General features: G+C 62.2%; 20 protein-coding genes and 2 tRNA genes. 5 read left to right on the top strand and 17 right to left on the bottom strand.

Annotation, left to right across the window (positions count from 1 at the left end; translation table 11 throughout):
* Positions 1–92: 92 nt before the first annotated feature.
* Both glpK and LVY65_RS11885 read right to left on the bottom strand, forming a co-directional pair.
* Positions 93–1,559, bottom strand: coding sequence for a glycerol kinase GlpK (gene glpK, locus LVY65_RS11890; protein WP_235068468.1), 1,467 nt, complete (start codon positions 1,557–1,559; stop codon positions 93–95).
* Positions 1,560–1,595: 36 nt separating this feature from the next.
* On the bottom strand, positions 1,596–1,901 hold the full coding sequence (locus tag LVY65_RS11885) for a PilZ domain-containing protein (protein WP_235068467.1): 306 nt from the start codon (positions 1,899–1,901) through the stop codon (positions 1,596–1,598).
* Positions 1,902–2,003: 102 nt separating this feature from the next.
* Between LVY65_RS11885 and LVY65_RS11880 the strand changes: the two genes are divergently transcribed.
* Complete coding sequence (locus tag LVY65_RS11880) at positions 2,004–2,528, top strand: gamma carbonic anhydrase family protein (RefSeq protein WP_235068466.1); 525 nt, start codon at positions 2,004–2,006, stop codon at positions 2,526–2,528.
* Positions 2,529–2,729: 201 nt separating this feature from the next.
* Positions 2,730–4,016 carry a hypothetical protein gene (locus LVY65_RS11875; protein ID WP_235068465.1) on the top strand — a complete coding sequence of 429 codons (1,287 nt, stop codon included), beginning with the start codon at positions 2,730–2,732 and terminating at the stop codon, positions 4,014–4,016.
* Here the strand turns inward: LVY65_RS11875 and LVY65_RS11870 are convergent.
* The 12 genes from LVY65_RS11870 to LVY65_RS11815 all read right to left on the bottom strand — a co-directional run bounded on the left by LVY65_RS11870 (position 4,013) and on the right by LVY65_RS11815 (position 13,932).
* Positions 4,013–4,630 (bottom strand): DNA-3-methyladenine glycosylase family protein, encoded by a 618-nt coding sequence (locus tag LVY65_RS11870; protein WP_235068464.1) that lies wholly within the window; start codon positions 4,628–4,630, stop codon positions 4,013–4,015. The genes LVY65_RS11875 and LVY65_RS11870 overlap by 4 nt on opposite strands.
* A complete protein-coding gene (gene rlmB / locus LVY65_RS11865; RefSeq protein ID WP_235068463.1) occupies positions 4,630–5,370 on the bottom strand; it encodes a 23S rRNA (guanosine(2251)-2'-O)-methyltransferase RlmB in 741 nt (246 codons plus the stop codon). Before rlmB ends, LVY65_RS11870 begins: the two co-directional genes overlap by 1 nt.
* A gap of 29 nt (positions 5,371–5,399) precedes the next feature.
* The gene (gene phoB, locus LVY65_RS11860; RefSeq protein ID WP_408021997.1) at positions 5,400–6,086 is read right to left on the bottom strand and encodes a phosphate regulon transcriptional regulator PhoB; all 687 of its coding nucleotides are present in this window, start codon (positions 6,084–6,086) and stop codon (positions 5,400–5,402) included.
* A gap of 7 nt (positions 6,087–6,093) precedes the next feature.
* A complete protein-coding gene (phoU, locus tag LVY65_RS11855) occupies positions 6,094–6,795 on the bottom strand; it encodes a phosphate signaling complex protein PhoU (RefSeq protein WP_235068461.1) in 702 nt (233 codons plus the stop codon).
* A gap of 13 nt (positions 6,796–6,808) precedes the next feature.
* Positions 6,809–7,630 (bottom strand): phosphate ABC transporter ATP-binding protein PstB, encoded by an 822-nt coding sequence (gene pstB / locus LVY65_RS11850; protein WP_408021992.1) that lies wholly within the window; start codon positions 7,628–7,630, stop codon positions 6,809–6,811.
* A gap of 5 nt (positions 7,631–7,635) precedes the next feature.
* Entirely contained in the window at positions 7,636–8,838 is a 1,203-nt protein-coding gene (gene pstA / locus LVY65_RS11845) for a phosphate ABC transporter permease PstA (protein WP_235068460.1), read from the bottom strand.
* Between the two features lie 34 nt (positions 8,839–8,872).
* Entirely contained in the window at positions 8,873–10,255 is a 1,383-nt protein-coding gene (pstC, locus tag LVY65_RS11840; RefSeq protein ID WP_235068459.1) for a phosphate ABC transporter permease subunit PstC, read from the bottom strand.
* Positions 10,256–10,274: 19 nt separating this feature from the next.
* A complete protein-coding gene (locus LVY65_RS11835; protein WP_235068458.1) occupies positions 10,275–11,309 on the bottom strand; it encodes a substrate-binding domain-containing protein in 1,035 nt (344 codons plus the stop codon).
* 113 nt (positions 11,310–11,422) lie between these two features.
* The gene (locus tag LVY65_RS11830) at positions 11,423–12,427 is read right to left on the bottom strand and encodes an ATP-binding protein (RefSeq protein ID WP_235068457.1); all 1,005 of its coding nucleotides are present in this window, start codon (positions 12,425–12,427) and stop codon (positions 11,423–11,425) included.
* A gap of 34 nt (positions 12,428–12,461) precedes the next feature.
* Positions 12,462–12,884 carry a hypothetical protein gene (locus LVY65_RS11825; RefSeq protein ID WP_235068456.1) on the bottom strand — a complete coding sequence of 141 codons (423 nt, stop codon included), beginning with the start codon at positions 12,882–12,884 and terminating at the stop codon, positions 12,462–12,464.
* 46 nt (positions 12,885–12,930) lie between these two features.
* Positions 12,931–13,275: a hypothetical protein gene (locus tag LVY65_RS11820; protein ID WP_235068455.1), complete on the bottom strand. Its 345-nt coding sequence runs from the start codon at positions 13,273–13,275 to the stop codon at positions 12,931–12,933.
* A 72-nt stretch (positions 13,276–13,347) separates the two neighbouring features.
* On the bottom strand, positions 13,348–13,932 hold the full coding sequence (locus LVY65_RS11815; RefSeq protein ID WP_235068454.1) for a helix-turn-helix domain-containing protein: 585 nt from the start codon (positions 13,930–13,932) through the stop codon (positions 13,348–13,350).
* Between the two features lie 251 nt (positions 13,933–14,183).
* Between LVY65_RS11815 and LVY65_RS11810 the strand changes: the two genes are divergently transcribed.
* Complete coding sequence (locus LVY65_RS11810; RefSeq protein WP_235068453.1) at positions 14,184–14,759, top strand: OmpA family protein; 576 nt, start codon at positions 14,184–14,186, stop codon at positions 14,757–14,759.
* A gap of 44 nt (positions 14,760–14,803) precedes the next feature.
* Here LVY65_RS11810 and LVY65_RS11805 read toward each other — a convergent pair.
* The 3 genes from LVY65_RS11805 to LVY65_RS11795 all read right to left on the bottom strand — a co-directional run bounded on the left by LVY65_RS11805 (position 14,804) and on the right by LVY65_RS11795 (position 15,476).
* Positions 14,804–14,890, bottom strand: a tRNA-Tyr gene (locus LVY65_RS11805).
* Positions 14,891–15,020: 130 nt separating this feature from the next.
* Positions 15,021–15,094 (bottom strand) — tRNA-Gly (locus LVY65_RS11800).
* A gap of 52 nt (positions 15,095–15,146) precedes the next feature.
* Entirely contained in the window at positions 15,147–15,476 is a 330-nt protein-coding gene (locus tag LVY65_RS11795) for a hypothetical protein (protein WP_235068452.1), read from the bottom strand.
* A 110-nt stretch (positions 15,477–15,586) separates the two neighbouring features.
* On the opposite strand from LVY65_RS11795, the gene ku reads away from it, so the two are divergent.
* Together ku and ligD are read left to right on the top strand one after the other, a co-directional pair.
* Entirely contained in the window at positions 15,587–16,471 is an 885-nt protein-coding gene (gene ku, locus LVY65_RS11790; RefSeq protein ID WP_235068451.1) for a non-homologous end joining protein Ku, read from the top strand.
* Position 16,472: 1 nt separating this feature from the next.
* Positions 16,473–18,953, top strand: coding sequence for a DNA ligase D (gene ligD / locus LVY65_RS11785; RefSeq protein WP_235068450.1), 2,481 nt, complete (start codon positions 16,473–16,475; stop codon positions 18,951–18,953).
* Positions 18,954–18,970 lie beyond the last annotated feature (17 nt).

Here is an 18,970-nt window from a genome sequence, read left to right as displayed (position 1 = left end):
CTCTGTTCACCCCGTTATCGGGGACATCCTTCGGCCGCGCTAAAGTTGGTATCGGTGAAAACCCGCCCCGTCGACTTTTCCAGGCTGCGCTGTCAGACCAGACTAAGCGCATGCCGCCAGCCGGCGAGCCGCCGGCTTCGCTCTTTGCTCTCCAACTTTGCGGAAAAGAGAGTGACGCTGCTGTCCATCGCAGCCGCTGCGGTTTCCAGGTCGGGGTGAATGCCCGCCCCGACCGAAGCAAGCATGGCGGCGCCCAGCGCTGTCGTTTCGATCGATGCCGGCCGTTCGACGGGGATGTCGAGCATATCGGCAAGGTCCTGGGCGAGCCAATCGTTGGCGACCATTCCACCATCGATCCGAAGGCGCTCCCAGCGCACCCCGTCGGCCTCGAAGGCCGTCATCAGATCGTGGATCTGGTGAGCCTGCGCTTCCAACGCAGCGCGGACGATGTGAGCCCGGGTTGTGGCAAAGCTGATGCCTCGGATCAGTCCGCGCGCCTCAGCCTGCCAATGGGGAGCGCCGAGGCCTGAAAGGGCAGGAACCATGTAAACCCCGCCGTTGTCGGCGACCGACCGGGCGAGATCTTCGCTCTCTGCCGCGCTGACCAGCAATCCAACCGAATCGCGGAGCCACTGCATCAGGCTTCCGGCAACGAAAATGCTTCCCTCCAGCGCATAGCTCCGCCGACCGCCGATCTGGCACAGCACCGTTGCCAGCATTCGATTCGACGAACGCATTGGGCGCTCACCGCTATTGGTGAGGACGAACGCGCCGGTGCCAAAGGTGGCCTTGGTGTGGCCCGGTTTCAGGCAACCCTGGCCGATGGTGGCGGCCTGCTGGTCGCCGGCGGCGCCGCAAATCGGAATGGCCCGGCCGAACAGCGCGGCATCGGTCTGGCCGATCGCTCCGGCGCAATCCACGATCCTTGGGAGCGAAGCCGGGTCGATACCAAACAGATCGCATAGCTCCTCATCCCAATCGCCGCCTTCGAGGGTCATCAGCATTGTCCGGCTGGCGTTGCTGGCATCGGTCGCGTGGACCGCCCCTCCAGTGAGCTTCCAGATGAGCCAGCTTTCGACCGTCCCGAAGGCCAGCCGGTCGCCGGCCGCGCGCACCGCAGGGCGGTTGGCCAGCATCCATTCCATTTTTGTCGCACTGAAATATGGGTCGAGAAGCAGGCCGGTTTTCGACTGGATTGCCTCCTCATGACCGGCCGCGCGTAAATCCGCGCAGCGATCGGCGGTGCGCCGATCCTGCCAGACAAGCGCATTTCCGATCGGTTCGCCGGTCATCCGATCCCAGGCGACAACGGTTTCCCGCTGATTGGTGATGCCGATAGCAGCGATGTTACCGGCCCCGCCGGCGGCATCGACCATTTCCTGAGCGCACGCCAGCGTACCTGCCCAAATCTCGTCGGCATCGTGCTCAACCTCGCCGGGAGCTGGATAATGCTGCGTCACCGGTCGCGCGGCCAATCCCGCCGGGCGACCGTCGTGCGTGAACAGCATTGCCCGGGTCGAGGTCGTGCCCTCGTCGAGTACAAGAATAAACTGGGTCACGCGCCAGACTGAGCCGAGCCGGTCGAAATTTTCAACCTATTCGGCGGTCCGCATGCGTTCACGAACCATCTCGAACACCGATGGGTACAGCGGGTTGGCGAACTCGATTCCCGCCTCCCACTCCTTGACCCAGCAGACCGTGCCTTGAATCGATTCAATGCCTGGCAGCGAAATCCAGATCGTGTCGCCTGGTACGACACGCACGGGCACTTCGACCCGGCAGCCCTGGGGCGAGAAGTCGAGAATATTGACCCGCCAGCGATGCTCGCCCTGCCGGCGAAAATCGATATCGGCCCGAAGCGGCACACGGTCCGCACGGCGCGAGTCACTGTTGTCGACCATGGGCCGCCCCTGTTTGTCCGAACGCTTCCAACCTAACTGTGATCGGCGGAAATGCGAAGAGGCTCATCGACGATTGCACCATATCGGACTAGCCTGACTAGCATGCCACTCTACGCAATTGATGAATCTTCGCCTTCAATTGACCCGAGCGCATGGGTCGCACCGTCTGCTGATTTGATCGGCGATGTTCGACTTGGCCCACGCGCAAGCGTGTGGTTCGGCGCCGTCATCCGGGCCGACAACACGCCCATCCTGCTTGGGACGGAAACCAATTTCCAGGACGGGGCAGTAGGGCATTCGGATCCCGGCGCGCCGCTCACCCTTGGTGACAGGGTCACCGTTGGGCATCAGGCGACCCTCCATGGCTGCACGATTCACGATGAAGCGCTGATCGGAATGGGCGCGCGGATTCTCAATGGGGCGGTAATCGGCGCGCAATGCATTGTCGGAGCTGGCGCACTGGTAACCGAGGGCAAGGTGTTCGAGCCGAGGAGCCTGATCGTCGGATCTCCGGCAAGGGCGGTACGAAGCCTGACCGACGCCCAGGTAGCCATGCTGAGCCTTTCGGCAGCGCACTACGCCGAAAAGGCCGAACGCTATGGCCGCGATCTGCGAATGACTGGCTGACGCACATCCCGTGATTTGACTGTCACGACCAAAGCGGAAGCCAGCGCGAAATCGGTACCGGCCAACGCAATCCGGGCGGGTAAAGCCTTGTGCTGCCGCGATTTGCGCGCCAATAGCAGCCTTGCGTGCGCGCCAGAGGGCAGGTGAGCACGGGCAATTCCAGCAACCAATGCGTGGGGGAGAATGACGGCTTTGCGCCGCATGAAGATGAAGGCTCTGGGCGGAACTTCCGCCGCGCTTCTGCTTGCCATGGGCGCCCCCGCCGTTGCCCAGAACAGCGACGCTCCAGTCGACGTCACCGCGGCGCCGCCGGCGTCGACCGACGTCGTCGGCCCGTCGCAACTGCAGAATTTCAACCTGCAAGGCACAGTCACCCACCCGGCCGAGCACCCAGCCGCAACGCAGTCCGAACCTGCCGCAACCGCGCCGACGGAGTCGCGCGTATCCTCCGCATCTGACGTTGCCGGATCGGCTGCGCCAAGCGCCGACTCTATCGCTCGCCGCCCGACTGCCAGTTCATCGCTCGCTGCCACGGCGTCCAGGGATGCGCCGGCGTCCGCGGATCATATTACCAGTACCGAAACCGTCACTCGGTCGCTTCCACTGGATGTGACTACCAATCCGGCGCCGCAGCCTAGCTACGATGGAAGCACCTTACCCGCAGCCGCCTCAATCGCTGCCGATAACGGGCTGCTATCCTGGCCATGGATTGCGGCGCTGATCGCGCTGATTGGCGGCGGCGCATTCATCACCTGGAGCCGCCGCCGCTACCAGCAGCGCCTCCGCGATCCCGCCCGAATGGCATTTGCCGGGCCGGTCCCTGATACAGAGGTCGATCCGGCGCCATTGCCGAGAACCCTTCCGCGGCCTGATCCGGTCCCGCCTCGCGGGCAGCCTGCGCCGCGCCCGGACTCGGTTCCACCCGTGTCGGCGCGCCGGCCGAGTTCAGCGCCGGCAAGCGAAGGGCTCATCGTTTCGACCCGCCTCAAGCCGGAGCTCAACGTCCAGTTCCAGCCCGACCGGGCAGTGATCACTGAGCAGGAAGTGCTGCTGCAGTTCGATGTCATCCTTACCAACAGCGGCTCGGCCCCAGCGAGGGACGTCCTGGTGGAGGCAAAGCTGGTACCGGCGCACGAAGGGCAAGATCGAGAGATTGCTGCTTTCTTCGAGCAGCCACAGGCCACCGGCGACCGCATGGCCGCGATTGCCCCGCTTTCAAAGGTCGCGCTGAAAAGCGCGGTTCGCCTGCCGATCGATCAGCTGCACAGCTTCGAGATCGAGGGCCGAAAGCTGTTCGTACCCTTGGTCGCGTTCAACATCTTATTCCGATCAGGCGTCGGCGAAGGGCAGGCCTCGGCCAGTTTCCTGGTCGGCCGTGGCGGCGACGGCGATGAGAAGCTTGCGCCATTCCGGCTCGATCTTGGCCCACGAATCTTCCGCGGCCTCAGCGCCCGGCCGCATAGCAGCGGGCTGACGAGCGCTAGCTAAAGCGGCGGGGCGTTATAGCTGTGCCAGGCGAGCACGGCTGCTGCGCCGCGATGTGGACGCCAGGCTTCCGCAAGCTCGCGTAGCTTCTTCTCGGTCGGCTTTCCGTCGAGCCCAAGTAGCTTGCCGATCTCGATCTGCACGGCGAGATCGCCAGCCGGCCAGACGTCGCCGCGGCCCTCCGCAAATAGCAGATAGATTTCAGCCGACCAGCGGCCGATGCCCTTGATCTTGGTAAGAAGCGCGATTGCTTCCTCATCGTCTTCCGGCAGGTGGACGAGGTCGAGCTCGCCCGACAACACGAGGCTCGCCAGGCTGCGCGCATAGCCCGCCTTTTGCCGCGATAAGCCGGCCTCGCGCAGTTCTTCGTCACTCGCGGCCAATACCGCCTCAAGATCGACCGGCTGGCCATATTTGGCGGTCAGCTTGTTCCACATCGACCGCGCGGCCTGCACGCTGACCTGCTGGCCGACGATAGTCCTAAGGAGCGTTTCAACGCCCGGCTCGCTTTGTCGCGGCTCTGGCCGTCCATGGGCATCGAGCACTGCGGCGAAGGCTTTCTCCCGCTCGGCGAGCGCGTCGAGGCTGGCGTGGAGGGATTCGGTAGTTCGGACCATCAGGCGACACTCGCAGCATAAAGGGCGACCGCGGCCGCATTGGAAACGTTGAGGCTCTCGACCTCGTCGGTAATCGGCAACCGGGCCAGCGCGTCGCAATGCTCCCGCGTATTCTGGCGCATGCCCGGCCCTTCGGCACCTAGCACCAGGGCAACCCGTTGCGGGCCGAGGGCATCCTTCAAATCCGACTTGGCTTCACCAGCAAGCCCGATGCGCCAAAAGCCGGCTTCGGCGATATCCTCAAGCGCCCGGGCGAGGTTGACCACACGGACCCATGGCACCCGTTCGAGTGCCCCGGAGGCTGCCTTGGCCAGCGCGCCACTTTCGGGCGGAGCATGACGGTCCTGGGTCACTATGCCGATCGCGCCGAACGCCGCGGCCGAGCGGAGGATTGCGCCGACATTATGCGGGTCGGTGACCTGATCGAGCACCAGCAGCACCGCGCGCTCGGGCGCCTCAGCAAGCAGGTCGGCAAGCCAGATATCCTCCAGCGGCTCGACCTCGATCACTACCCCCTGGTGCGGCGCGTCATGGGGCACCATCCGGCCGAGATCGGGGGCTTCGGCCCTGACCACAACCAAATCCTTGGGGAAATTCATGAATGCCGCGGCTTCAGCCGTAGACCAGGCCTTCAGCACCTTGCGGTCGGGATTATCGAGCGCGGCCGCCACCGCATGCTTGCCCCAGAAGCGGGGACGATTGGGATTGCCGCCGCCCTTGCCCTTGTTCTTGCGTGCCATGCGGCTAGCCCATGCGTCGGCAAGATGGTTCAGGCAAGCCCTTCGGCATCGAGCGCGTAGCCGGCGCTCCGCACCGTGCGGACCAAGTCCGGCTCTCCCAATGCAAGGCGCAGGCGGCGAATGTGGACGTCGACGGTCCTCAGCTCGATTTCCTCGCTGTGCGGCCACACCGTTTCAAGCAGTTGCTGGCGCGAAAAGACGCGGCCGGGATTTTCGAGGAAGTGACGGAGCAAGCGATACTCAGTCGGCCCGAGTTGGATCGCGTGACCGTCGCGGCGGACGCGGTGAGAGACCAGGTCCATTTCCAGTCCCGCATAAGAAAGCGCCTCGGCTGCCAGTGCCGGCCGGACCCGGCGAAGCACTGCTCCGGCGCGTGCGACCAGCTCCTTTGGGCTGAACGGTTTCGTCATATAGTCATCGGCGCCGGTCTCAAGCCCGCGGATCTTGTCGTCTTCCTCGCCGCGAGCGGTCAGGATGATGATCGGCACATTGGCGGTCGCGTGGCGGCGGCGCAGGCGACGGCAAACCTCGATTCCGCTGATACCTTCGATCATCCAGTCGAGCAGGACCAGGTCTGGCTTCACCTCATCGGCGAGGATCAGCGCCTCCTCGCCATCGCCCGTGCGCGTCACCGCATATCCGGCCCGGTCGAAATGGAAGCTGACCAGCTCGGCGAGTGCCCGGTCATCCTCGACCAGCAGCAGGCGTTTGGGGATCACCGCCTCAAGCCTTCAGCGGGTCCGCGCCGCGCGGGCGGTCGACATAATAGTCTCCTGTCGCGGCATAATAGACCATCTCTGCGATATTGGTTGCATGGTCGCCGACACGTTCGACGTTCTTGGCGATGAACAGCAGGTGGGTCGACTGCCCGATGTTATTCGGATTTTCCATCATATAGGTGAGGAGCGTCCGGAAGATCGAATTATAGAAATCGTCGACCGCCTTGTCGCGCTCGATCACCCGAACCGCCGCCTCGGCATCCCGCTCGACGAAGGCGTTGAGCACGTCGTGGACCATCTGGGTGGCGATCTTGGCCATTTCCGGCATCAGCGAAAGCGGCTCGATATTGCTCACTTCTTCCAGCAGCGGGACGCGCTTGGCGATATTCTTGGCATAGTCGCCGATCCGTTCGACCACGCTTGAAATCTTCATCGATGCGACGACGTCGCGCAGGTCGGCGGCCATCGGGGCGCGCAGCGCAATCAGCTGAACTGCGCGCTTTTCAGTTTCAATCTCCAGGGCGTCGAGCTTCTTGTCGTCCTCGACGATCTTCGCCGCTCCGTCCAGGTCGCGCTGGACGAGGCAGCGCATGGATTCGCGAATGGCGTGCTCGGCCAGTCCGCCCATCTCGCTGATGAGTGCGCGCAACCGGTCGAGGTCCTGGTCGAATGCCTTGATCGTATGTCCGCTGCTGGTGGTCGCCATGATTGCTCTCCGATCAGCCGTAGCGGCCGGTAATATAGTCCTGGGTGCGCTGTTCGCGCGGGTTCGTGAAGATGTCCTTGGTGCGGCCATATTCGATCAGCTCGCCAAGGTGGAAAAAGGCGGTTCGCTGCGAAACACGCGCAGCCTGCTGCATATTGTGCGTGACGATGGCGATTGCGTAGCGGCCGCGAAGCTCGTGGATCAGCTCCTCGATCTTGGCGGTGGCGATCGGATCCAGTGCCGAGCAGGGCTCGTCCATAAGGATCACCTCAGGATCGACCGCGATCGCACGGGCGATGCAGAGCCGTTGCTGCTGCCCGCCCGACAAGGCGGTTCCGCTTTCCTGAAGCCGATCCTTGGCCTCATCCCAAAGGCCAGCGCGCTTCAGCGATTTTTCGACGATATTGTCGAGCTCGGCCTTGCCGGACGCGAGCCCGTGGATGCGGGGACCATAGGCCACGTTTTCGTAGATGGACTTGGGGAAGGGGTTTGGCTTCTGGAACACCATGCCAACCCGGGCGCGCAGTTGAACCACATCCATCTTGGAGGCGTAAATATCTTCCCCGTCGAGCTCGATTTCTCCCGTCACCCTGGCGCCGGGGATCGTGTCATTCATTCGGTTGAGGCAACGCAGGAAGGTGGATTTGCCGCAGCCCGACGGTCCGATGAAGGCCGTGACGCGGTCGTCATGGATATCGATCCCGACGCCCTTCAGCGCTTCCTTGTTGCCGTAATAGACGTGGACATTGCGGGCGCTCATCTTGGCGGCGCGTTCGTCGGCTACCGGTTCGGCAGTGTCGGTGGGTATGGGTACGATGGTGTCGATCATATTCATCCTGCCTACCAACGGCGTTCGAATTTGTTGCGGAGATAGATGGCCAGCCCGTTCATCAGCAGCATGAAGATGAGCAGCACGATGATCGCCGCGCTGGTCTTTTCGACGAAGCCGCGGTCGACTTCGTCCGACCAGAGGAAGATTTGCACCGGAAGGACGCTCGCCGGTTCGCTGATCCCCTGCGGCGGCGTCGCGATGAAGGCGCGCATGCCGATCATCAATAGCGGCGCCGTTTCGCCCAGCGCGCGGGCCATGCCGATGATCGTGCCGGTGAGGATGCCCGGTAGCGCCAGCGGCAGGACGTGGTGGAAAACCACCTGCATCTTCGACGCGCCGACGCCGAGCGCCGCGTCGCGAATTGACGGCGGCACTGACTTAATCGCGTTGCGACCGGCGATAACGATTACCGGCATGGTCATTAGTGCCAGTGTCAGGCCACCGACCAAGGGCGCGGATCGGGGCAGGTGCATGAAGTTGAGGAAGACGGCCAGGCCCAAGAGACCGAAAATGATCGAGGGAACGGCGGCGAGATTATTGATCGAAACTTCGATCAAATCGGTCCAGCGGTTCCGGGGGGCGAATTCCTCAAGGTAAAGCGCCGAGAAAACGCCGATCGGGAAGGCAAGCGCCATTGTCACCAGGATGGTGAGGAAGCTTCCCTTAAGCGCTCCCCAGATACCAACTTCGGAAGCATCGGTTGCGTCCGACGCGGTCAGGAAATTGCCGTTGAATGCCTTGCGCGTATCGGCCTTGGCAATCAGCGCCTCCATTGCGGGATCGCCGTCGCCCTTGGCTGCGACATCGGCCTTGGATGAGACCGGTAGCCACAGCTCCGCCTTGCGGCTGAGAAGACTAGGATCTTCCATCAGTTGGTCTCCGAGCGCCCGGGCGCTCGCGCCGCCGAACAGGTTGCCTGCGCCTTTGCCATACTGCTGGACCGCTGCCCGCTCGAGAATGCCGTCCAGCCCTGCCGAAGCCACCGTTTCCGCGGCCTGTGGGCCGCGTAGCGTCGCTTCATCGAGCATCAGGTCGGAACGCGGGAAATCAATCGCTAGCTTGGCTTCCGTGCGGACAAAGCCCCCCGCGCCACGCCATGCCATGGTCGCTAGCAGGAAAGCCAAGAACGCCACCGACAAACCGACGGCAACAAGGCCAAGGAATCGGAAGCGCCGCTCTGCGGCGTAACGGCGGGCCACGCGCTTCCGCATGGCAGTGTCGGTCCAGCGGGAAGTGGCGGCCGAGCTATTCATAAGCTTCCCGATATTTGCGGACCACGCTGAGCGCGATGAGGTTGAGCACCAGCGTGATGAGAAACAGCAACAAGCCAAGCGCGAAGGCGGCCAGCGTCTTGGCGCTGTCGAATTCCTGGTCGCCAGTGAGGAGCTGGACGATCTGGGTGGTGACGGTCGTCACGCTTTCGAACGGATTGATCGTCATGTTTGCAGCGAGGCCGGCGGCCATCACCACGATCATCGTTTCGCCAATTGCCCGGCTGACGGCCAGCAACACGCCGCCTACCACGCCGGGCAGGGCCGCCGGCAGCAGGACCTTCTTGATCGTTTCCGACTTGGTCGCACCTAGCGCCAGGCTGCCATCGCGCATGGCCTGGGGCACCGCGGCGATGCTGTCGTCGGCCATCGAGCTGACAAAGGGAATGATCATGATGCCCATGACGAGGCCCGCCGCGAGCGCGCTTTCGCTCGAGGCCGAGCTGATCCCGATCGCGATGCCGAAATCGCGAACCAGCGGGGCGACCGTCAGTGCAGCGAAATAGCCGTAAACCACGGTCGGCACGCCGGCGAGAATTTCGAGAATCGGCTTCAGCCAGGCGCGCAGTCCATGAGGCGCATATTGGGTCAGGAATATTGCGCACATCAGGCCAAGCGGGATGGCGACGATCATCGCGATGATGGCTCCGATGAACGCAGTCCCCCAGAATAATGGGATCGAACCGAAGGCTCCCGAGGAGCCGGCCTGGTCGGCGCGGATTGCCGTTTGCGGGCTCCAGGTCGTTCCGAACAGGAATTCGGTCGGACTGACCAGGTTGAAGAATCGAAGGCTTTCGAACAGCAGCGACAGGACGATTCCAAGGGTTGTCAGTATAGCAATTAGGGAGGCCCCGAGAAGCAACCCAAGCATCCAGCGCTCGACACCGCTTCGAGCACGAAATTCGACGCCGAGGCGGCGGAGCGCAAGGAATCCGCCTGCCAGAGCGATCAGGATCGCAATTCCGCCCCCGATGGCCGCAAATTTCGCGCTCGCCTCCGAATAGATCGGCGCAAGAGCGGTCGATTCCGGGTTGAACCCTGCCTCTATAGCGCCCGTGGCAATGTCCCGAGCTTCCGAAAGGATCGTTTCGCGTGCCATTTCGAAGTCGGGCAATTGCTGCCCGGCGGGCGAGGCAAGCACCGCCTGCTCGACCAGACCTGACTGGACCGGAGCCCAGGCGGCAAGGAACAGAAGCGCGGGCAGGGCCGCCCACAGCCCCACGTACAGCGCATGATAGTTGGGCAGGCTATTGAGCCGCGCGCCGCCGCCGCGCAGCCTCTTCGCCCGATTGCGAGCGCATAGGCCGGCAGCAACGGCGATCACGAGGACCGCGACGAGCGCAACGCCGAGTGTCATGACGCCCGTCGCCCCTTGATTATTTCAGGCTCGATGGGTCGAGGGGCTTCAGCGCCGTCGCTTGTTCCGTCGCGGAGGCGGCATCGGCGGGGCTCAGCGGCACCAGGCCGCGCTTCTCCAGCATCCCGCCCTTGCTCCAGGCCTTGGAGTAGGCCTCGATAAATCCCTTGATCGCGGGCCGGGCAGCAATGTGCTCGCCCTTCACGTAAATGTAGAGCTTGCGGCTGCCCGGATAGCTCAGGTCGCTGATGGTTGCCTCGGTCGGGGCAACGCCACCTATCGACACCGGTGAGACACGGTCTGCGTTTTCTTCGAGGAAGCTATAGCCGAGCACGCCGAGCGTACCTGGGTCCGCCGCCACCTTCTGGACAAGCAGATTGTCGTTTTCGCCTGCTTCGACATAGGCGCCATCCTCACGGATTTTCGTGCAGGTTTCCTTGTGCTTTTTGTCGTCGGCCTTCTTCAGATCCTTCATTGCCGGATCGGTGTCGCAGCCCTTTTCAAGGATCAGTTCGGCAAGGCTGTCACGGGTCCCTGAGGTAGGCGGCGGGCCAAGAACACGGATTTTGATCGCCGGCAGCGAAGGATCGACGTCCTTCCAGGTCGTCGCGGTCTGCGGCTTGCCGAACGGATTGGCCGCAAGCGCCTTGTAAATTTGGGCGGTGGTCAGGTTGAGCGGCGCCTGATCCTTCCCCTGGATCAGGGTCAGCCCGTCGATGCCGATGGGAACTTCGATGACCTGCTTGGCCCCGGCCGTGGCGCAATCGGCATATTCGCTGGCCTTCATCGGACGCGACGCATCCACCATGTCAGGAGTCTGCCCGCCGACGCCGGCGCAGAACAGTTTGATGCCGGCACCGGTCCCGGTCGACTCGACAATCACGCTGATACCCGGATGGCTGCGCTGAAATTCTTCGGCCACAGCGGTCGTGAACGGGTAGACGGTCGACGAACCGACGACCTTGAGCTGGGCGCTCCCTCCACCAGCGGACTCTTTGCCGCCGCAAGCACCGATCAGCGCGACCAGCGGCAGCGCAATGAGTATCTTCTTCATCGTCAAACTCCCCATGGGGCCGGCCAGGCCGACGCTTAGGGCGCCTTAGCGCCCGGGTCGTCGCGTCCCTGTGACACCGGCATTACAGTTTGATGACAATGGATCGGAATAAGTCAGGCAATTGGCAGGGAGACGCTTACCTTCGTGCCGCGGCCCGGGGCGGAATCTATGTCGAGCGTCCCTCGATGCCGTTCGACAATATGCTTCACGATGGCAAGGCCAAGTCCCGTTCCGCCCGATTCACGACTGCGCGCCGGATCGATTCGATAGAAGCGCTCGGTCAGGCGCGGCAAATGGTCGGGGGCAATGCCGTCGCCCTGATCGCCAACGGCAAGCTGCACCCGCGACCCATCGGCCCGCACCGTTACCTCGACCGACCGCGAAATGTCGTTGCAGCCGTAACGGATCGCATTGCCGATGAGATTGTCGGCAAGCTGCAGCAGTTGTCCAAAGTCGCCGGAAATTTGTGGGATGCCAGGCTGAATTTGCGCTTCGATCTTGCAGTCGCGACGTTCCAACAGAGGTGCGGCATTTTCGATCGCAATGCGCGCGACTTCGCCCATGTCCACATTATCGTCCGGGGCGCGGAACCGGTCCGCCTCGATGCGTGAGAGGCTCATCAGATCCTCGACGATGCGGAGCATGCGCCGCGCTTCCGCTTCGATCGTCGAGCCGAACCGGGTCCGCATGGTCTCGTCGATCGGTCCTTCTTCGGCGAGCGTTTCTGCATAGCCGATAATCGTCGCTAGCGGAGTGCGCAGTTCATGACTGGCGTTGGCGACGAAATCGGTGCGCATCCGTTCGGCGCCGCGCAAGGCAGACCTGTCGGCTAGGCGAGCCAGTACAAGGTCAGGTGCAAGTCGCCGAACGATGAGGCTCCATGGCCGATCCGCGGCCCCACCTATTCCAATCAGATCGACTTCAGCGTCGCGGGCGGCAAGGATCGTATCGAGCGCCAGCGGATGGCGTATTGCAAAGCGCAGGTCGCGGCCGATCATTTGGCCACCAAGCAGTTGCCTGGCAGCCTGGTTCGCGGCGGTTACCGCGCCCCGTTCGACGATCAGGGCTGGATCCTCGATCGCATCGAGGACGGCGAGGGCGAGAGCGTCCGGATACACGGCGCCGATCCTTAGTCGGCCGCCGCCGCACGCGCTAGGCCAACGAGCGCTGTAGCCGCCGGTGGCTGCGGTAAGTGCCGACAGCAACGATGATGAGGATGGGGTAGCTCCAGAATTGGAGCGCCGCTCCATAGGCTCGTGGCATCAGACCATGATCGATGCCTTTCAAGATATGGCCTAGCGAGGTCGTCAGCTGCAGGCCTGCTACCCACAGCGGCCAAAATCGGCTGGAGCGCAGCGCGACGGTGATGAATCCGGCCAGCACGGCAAGGTCGACCAGCAACAATCCTTCCTCAACCCCGGCATAACGCTGGCGCAGCGGAGAGATCACGAGGATGGTTGCGAGGGTTCCAACCAGGCAGGTGGTCGCGACGGCGCGTTCGTCCGTCCCGCCTCGCAGCCAGGCATAAATGCATACCGCCAGCAGCAGTGGCCCAAAGATATATGGTCCGAACATAGTGGACTCCGGACCACGCATTGCGCGGTCCGGTCAATCCCTTGCGCTATGCAACGACGCGCAGATTGGCGTGCCCATGCTGTGGCGGGCATTCCTGCATGTCGCCAAAGCCGACCGTGCGAAGGCCCGGAACATGCTGCGTCGTTTCCTTCAGCGTCAGGTGGCAGTGAGCCATCCCGCCGCGGGCCTTCACCAGGCTTTGCGTGGTCTCGGCAAGCTGCTCGAACGCTTCATGCCCGGTTGCGGTGGCAATGCCGAAAGTGGCGCGCGCCCTGATCATCCGGCCCTGAAGTTCCGCGATCTCGGCAAGCGCGCCTTCAATCGCATCCTCGACCGTGCGGACCTGATGGGCGACGTCGAGAGCGGCGGATTCGATCAACTGTTTGCGCATGACTTTTCTCCCCTTGCCGCGGGTTGCCCCGCGCAGGGCCATAGTGAGCAATGAAATAAAGAATCGAGCGACCTAGCCGCTGATCATCCTGGAGAGGCTTTCCAATCCGGCCAGGTACATGCCAGCCGAAAATGTTGCGCCCATTGCAATCAGGACAATCCAGAGCAGCCGGAGACCGACGCTCATCTCATTGCTGGGATGGCTCCTCGTTGCGAACGGCAGTTGCAGGGAAGAACCAAATCCAACCGAACTTTGCTCGGTTAAGTTATCGGGAGAACTGGCCTCCCCTGCACGGTCAGCGTGCCGAATCTGATTGCCAACCGCCCCACCTAAGTGTCGGGCAAGCACGGCGGCGTCGATGTGCGGCGATTGATGTATCAATCGCTGATATGTCGGGTCGTCCGGCGACACTGTAGCGGCGACCATGCGCGCAGCCTCGCCGCGGCGCTCAACTCCGAGCTTGTCGAGAGCACCGCGGATTCGTTGGTCCACCGTGTGCGGGCTTATTCCGAGCCTTGCGGCAATTTCCTTGCTGCTATGGTGAAGGTCGACCAGTAACAAAACTTCGATCTGGCCCGGGCTGAGGCGGGCAACCGGCGAAATGGGGTCGATGCCCGTCGCTGCCTTATCAGGCGAGTCAGTTACCATGATTTGCATAATTCCTTCCGAGCATGGAATGATGCGTAAACGCGTTTAGCTGCGCTTCCCTACTTGAAAGCGCAGAAATCCTCAAATCTAGATGACTGAATTTTCGTCAAGGTTATCTGTTTGGACTGCTATGGCCGGGGCGCAAGTAGGCCGCGTGAGAGATGCTGTCTCTAGAATGGATCGGCGTCCCGCGGGAATGCTTTGCGAAACCAGCGACGCAGAGTATTCCGCATTCAAGATTTGCAAGGGCATCACTGACCATGACCAGTCAACGGCGGCCGGCATTACTGATCGTGATATTCGTGCTTGTCGCTGGTGCCATGTTTCTCGGCCTTCGCAGTTGCTACACGGCGGCGAAAGGCGACAAGGAAACCGTTTCGGCAACGTCCGCCGGCGACAGTATCATTGCCTTCAAGGACGGCACGACGATGATCGCCGAGCGAGGAACGCTCGGCCGCGCAATGGTCGATTGGCTTGAGCTCAACAAGAAGGGACAGGCCACTTTCCTGCTCGCTGGCGAACCGTTTGCCCAGGGCTCTGCCGAACTGGCGCCTGATACTGCAACCAGGATCTCGCGCCTGGCGGCCCTTCTAAAGGCCAACGGCGACGTGACGGCTCAAATCTTCGTATTCGCGGTCGATTCAGGTAACCAGCACGCGGATATCAATCTTGCCGGCATTCGCGCGCGGCGCGTTCAGACCGAGCTGGTTGCGAACAAGGTCGCCCCCTCACGCTTTACCGTGGCGGGACGCCCTGCCCCCGAAACCGTTAAATCCGGATCGGCGATTCAAAGTGGTCGGATCGCCGTCACGCTTTCAAGAAGCCCTGAAACCTAGGAACCGCTACGAAGGCGGGATCTCGGCCTGGTAATGGCTGAAAGTGGTGGAGAGGGCTGGATTCGAACCAGCGTAGGGCGAAGCCCGGCAGATTTACAGTCTGCTGCCTTTAACCACTCGGCCACCTCTCCAGGTGTTCGGCAGGCGCGCCAATGGCCGCCTATGTTCCCGCTGTCAACGGGAGGGGGCAAAGGGATTGTAGCCCCTTTGCTGTCACTCGTGGCGCTACACTTCTCTTCAGTTCCCCGGACTGGTGAGAGGTGGAGCGGGTAACGGGAATCGAACCCGTGTATTCAGCTTGGAAGGCTGCTGCACTACCATTGTGCTATACCCGCCCGAAGGCACGACGGAGCGCCTTTGCCATCGGCTGTGGCGCGGCGTCAATGGTTAGAGAATGCCGGCCATGGCAAGCGCCACGCCCGACGCGACCAGTGACAGGAATATGAGCCCGATGAGGAGCGCCATGAAGCCCTGGCCTTCCTTCCGTTCGGCGGCCGCACGCTCGTTCAGATAGAATTGGCCGTTGGCAGTCCGAACGACGTTGCCCGTGGCCAAAGCCGCTTCAAGCAGTTTTTGATCCGATTCATCCACGGGCGTGAATGCGATCGCCGTTGCGGGCCCCAGCGCATTGGCGGCCTTCAGTCGATTTTCAATTTTTTCCTCGATGGCTTCATGCTGCGACGCAGCGATAATTGCAGCCTGGATCGCGGGGTTCATCCTGATCAACTCCTCCCAAGCCGCATCTTAGTCAGGCGCACTTCCGACGCCAACGGAACGACTCTTCTATCTGTCGATTGAAACGGGCGAACAAGCTTTGGAGAATCCAAATGGCGGCGCGTCCAACTTGGCGCGGGGTGATCAAGCTGGCGCTGGTATCAATCCCGGTAGAAATCTTCCCAGCGACAAAAGCCGGCAAATCGATCGCCTTCCACCAGGTACATGAGCCCTCGGGCCAGCGCGTCCGCTACGAAAAGGTCGTTCCGGGTATCGGCCCCGTCGATCGCGATGAAATCCTCAAAGGTTTTGAGGTTTCGAAGGGCGAGTATGTGCTGCTCGACCCAGAGGAGATTGAACGGGTCAAACTGGAGAGCCGCAAGACGCTGGAGCTGACCCAGTTCGTAGATATCGGCGACATCGACCCGATCTATTACGACAAGCCCTACTATGTCGTCCCGGCCGACGATCTGGCCGAGGAGGCATTCGTCGTCCTTCGCGAGGCACTGAAGAAAACCAAGAGAGTCGGAGTCGGGCAGCTGGCGATGCGCGGGCAGGAATATGTGGTGAGCCTGAAACCCTGCGGCCGCGGAATGGTGCTGGAGACCTTACGTTACGCCGATGAAGTCCATCGCGCGTCGAGCTATTTCCGCGACATCGGTGACGCAAAGCCAGATGCAGACCTGCTCGAACTGGCCGAATCGCTTATCGAGAAAAAAGCCAGCGACTTCGACGCCAAAGAATTTGAGAATCGATACATCGACGCGCTCAAGAAGCTCATCGCCGAAAAACAGAGGAAGAAAGGCAAGCGGATCATCCAGGATGACGAGCCAGACCGCATGCCAAAGGGCTCCAACGTCATCGACCTGATGGCCGCGCTAAAGAAGAGCCTCGGCGACAATAAGAAACCGGCAGGGTCGAACAAGGCAGCACCGCGCAAGCCGCCAGCAAGAAGGGCACCGGCGAAAAAGGCTACCCCGGCGCGCAAGCGAGCCTGAGATGGCGCGCGGCAGCCTCGCCATTGAAACTTACAACCGCAAGCGTGACTTCACCAAGACGAAGGAGCCCAAGGGGCGCCGGCTTAAGGGCAGGGGCGACAGTTTCGTCGTGCAGAAGCATGAAGCGTCGCGGTTGCACTGGGATTTCCGGCTTGAGCTCGATGGGGTGCTGAAAAGCTGGGCCGTGCCCAAGGGCCCCTCGCTCGATCCCGATGACAAGCGGCTTGCCGTTCGGACTGAGGACCATCCCCTCGACTATGGCGACTTTGAAGGAGTGATCCCCAAGGACGAATATGGCGGCGGCACCGTGATGTTGTGGGACAGCGGACGCTGGATTCCGGAGCCCGGCAAGGACCCAAGCAAAACGATCGAGGAGGGCCATCTTCACTTCACGCTCGAAGGCGAGCGAATGAAGGGCGAATGGGTCATGTTTCGCCTCAAGGGCCGGGCGGGCGACCGCCAGGATCCCTGGATGCTGAAGAAGGTCGACGACCAATATGCCAGGCCGGGCGAGGGCGAGGCGTTGGTTGAGAATTGCCTCACCAGCGTGGCCACCAAACGATCCATGGCCGAGATTGCAGCCGGGACTGACGTCTGGAAATCGAAGCGCGCTGGCCAGAAAGGTGGACGAACCAAGCGCAAGGCCGGCCTTGGCCCGCCCCCGTTCCAGCCGCCGCAGCTGGCTACGCTGGTCGATGCAGTTCCGACCGGCAACGAATGGCTGCACGAATATAAATATGACGGTTACCGGCTACTGGTCGCTACGGCTGGCAGCGCCGCCACCGCCTGGACCCGAAATGGCAAGGATTGGAGCGACAAGTTTCGAGCGATAGTCCGCGCGGCCTCCAACCTTCCCGGTGGCTGCCTGCTCGACGGCGAAGCGGTCGCACTGGACAAGAATGGCAAGCCCAGCTTCCAGCTGCTCCAGGCGAGCTTGAAGAATGGCGATGCCGATCTTGCTTATTATGCCTTCGATCTGCTGTTCGATCAGGGAGAGGACATTCGCAAACTGCCCAATATCGAGCGAAAGGAGCGGCTAGCTGTACTGCTCAAAAATGCCGGCCCGCCGATCCTTTATGGCGATCATGTAGTCGGAAAAGGCGAGGCCTTGTTCGAAGCGATCTGCAAGGAAGGCGGCGAGGGCATTATCTCGAAGAAGGCCAAGGCGCCTTATCGCGGCCAGCGCGGCAGGAACTGGCTCAAGGTCAAATGCACGCAGCGCCAGGAATTCGTGATCGTCGGATGGCAGGAGAGCGAGAAGCGCCACGGCTTTCGCTCTCTGCACCTGGCGGTAAGGGACGGGCGCACGCTTAAATATGCGGGCAAGGTCGGGACCGGTTTCAACACGAAGATGATCCACGACCTGGCAGGGCGAATGAAGCCGCTTGAGGTGGAAGAGCCACCGGTCGTTGTCCCACGCGCCGCGCTTCGCGGCTCACACTGGATCAAGCCGGAGCTGGTCGGCGAAGTCGCCTTCACGGAATCCACGCGTGAAGCTACTCTGCGGCATCCCAGCTTCATCGCCTTGCGCGAGGATAAGCCGGCAAAGGATGTCGTGATCGAGAAGCCGCAGAAATTCGCCAAGGCCGCGAAGAAGGGCGAAAAGCCCAGCGCGGAGGGCTTCGGCATCAAGATCAGCAATCCCGACCGCATTATTTTTCCGGGGGATGATCTGACCAAGGGCCAGCTCGCCGATTATTATGCCAGGATCGCAGCGCTGATGCTGGTCGACACGGCCGACCGCCCAATCAGCCTGGTCCGCTGCCCGCAGGGGCGGGCCAAGCAATGCTTTTTCCAGAAGCATGACAGCGGCACGATGGGCGAACACGTCAAGCATGTGCCGATCAAGGAGAGCGACGGAGAGGTTCAGGATTATCTCTTTGTCGAGGACGCTCGTGGGATCCTCTCCTGCGTGCAGATGGGCACGATTGAATTCCATGGCTGGGGCAGCCGGGTGGTCAAGCTCGAATTTCCCGACCGGCTGGTGTTCGATCTCGACCCCGACGTTGGTCTCGACTTTGACCAGGTGAAGTCGGCGGCGGAGCGGCTCCGCTTACTGCTTGCCGATCTCGGGCTTGTGACATTCCCGCTTCTGACCGGGGGTAAGGGCATCCATGTCATCGCCCCGATCGACCGCTCGGCCGGCTGGCCCAAGGTCAAAAGCTTCGCCGAACGGTTCAGCCGCGCGATTGCCGAGGCCGAGCCCGAAACGTTCACCGCCAATATCCGCAAGAATCAGCGCAAGGGCCGGATCTTCCTCGACTGGCTGCGAAACCAGCGCGGCGCGACCGCGATCATGCCCTATTCCGTTCGCGCCCGCGAAGGCGCGCCAGTTGCCGCGCCGATCGCCTGGGAAGAACTCGACAATATCGAGGGGGGCAATGTCTTTTCGATCCGCGACTCTGACGAACTGATACGGAGGGCGGAGTCGAAGCTGCTCTACGGCTGGGGCAAGGCTAACCAGAAATTGCCCAAGGCCTGACTTGGCTTGCGGGCCAA

The sequence above is a fragment of the Sphingomonas cremea genome (genome assembly GCF_021502585.1).
Lineage (GTDB): Bacteria > Pseudomonadota > Alphaproteobacteria > Sphingomonadales > Sphingomonadaceae > Sphingomicrobium > Sphingomicrobium cremea.
Note: the sequence above shows the minus strand (reverse complement) of the source record. Positions and strands in the feature narration are given on the sequence as shown.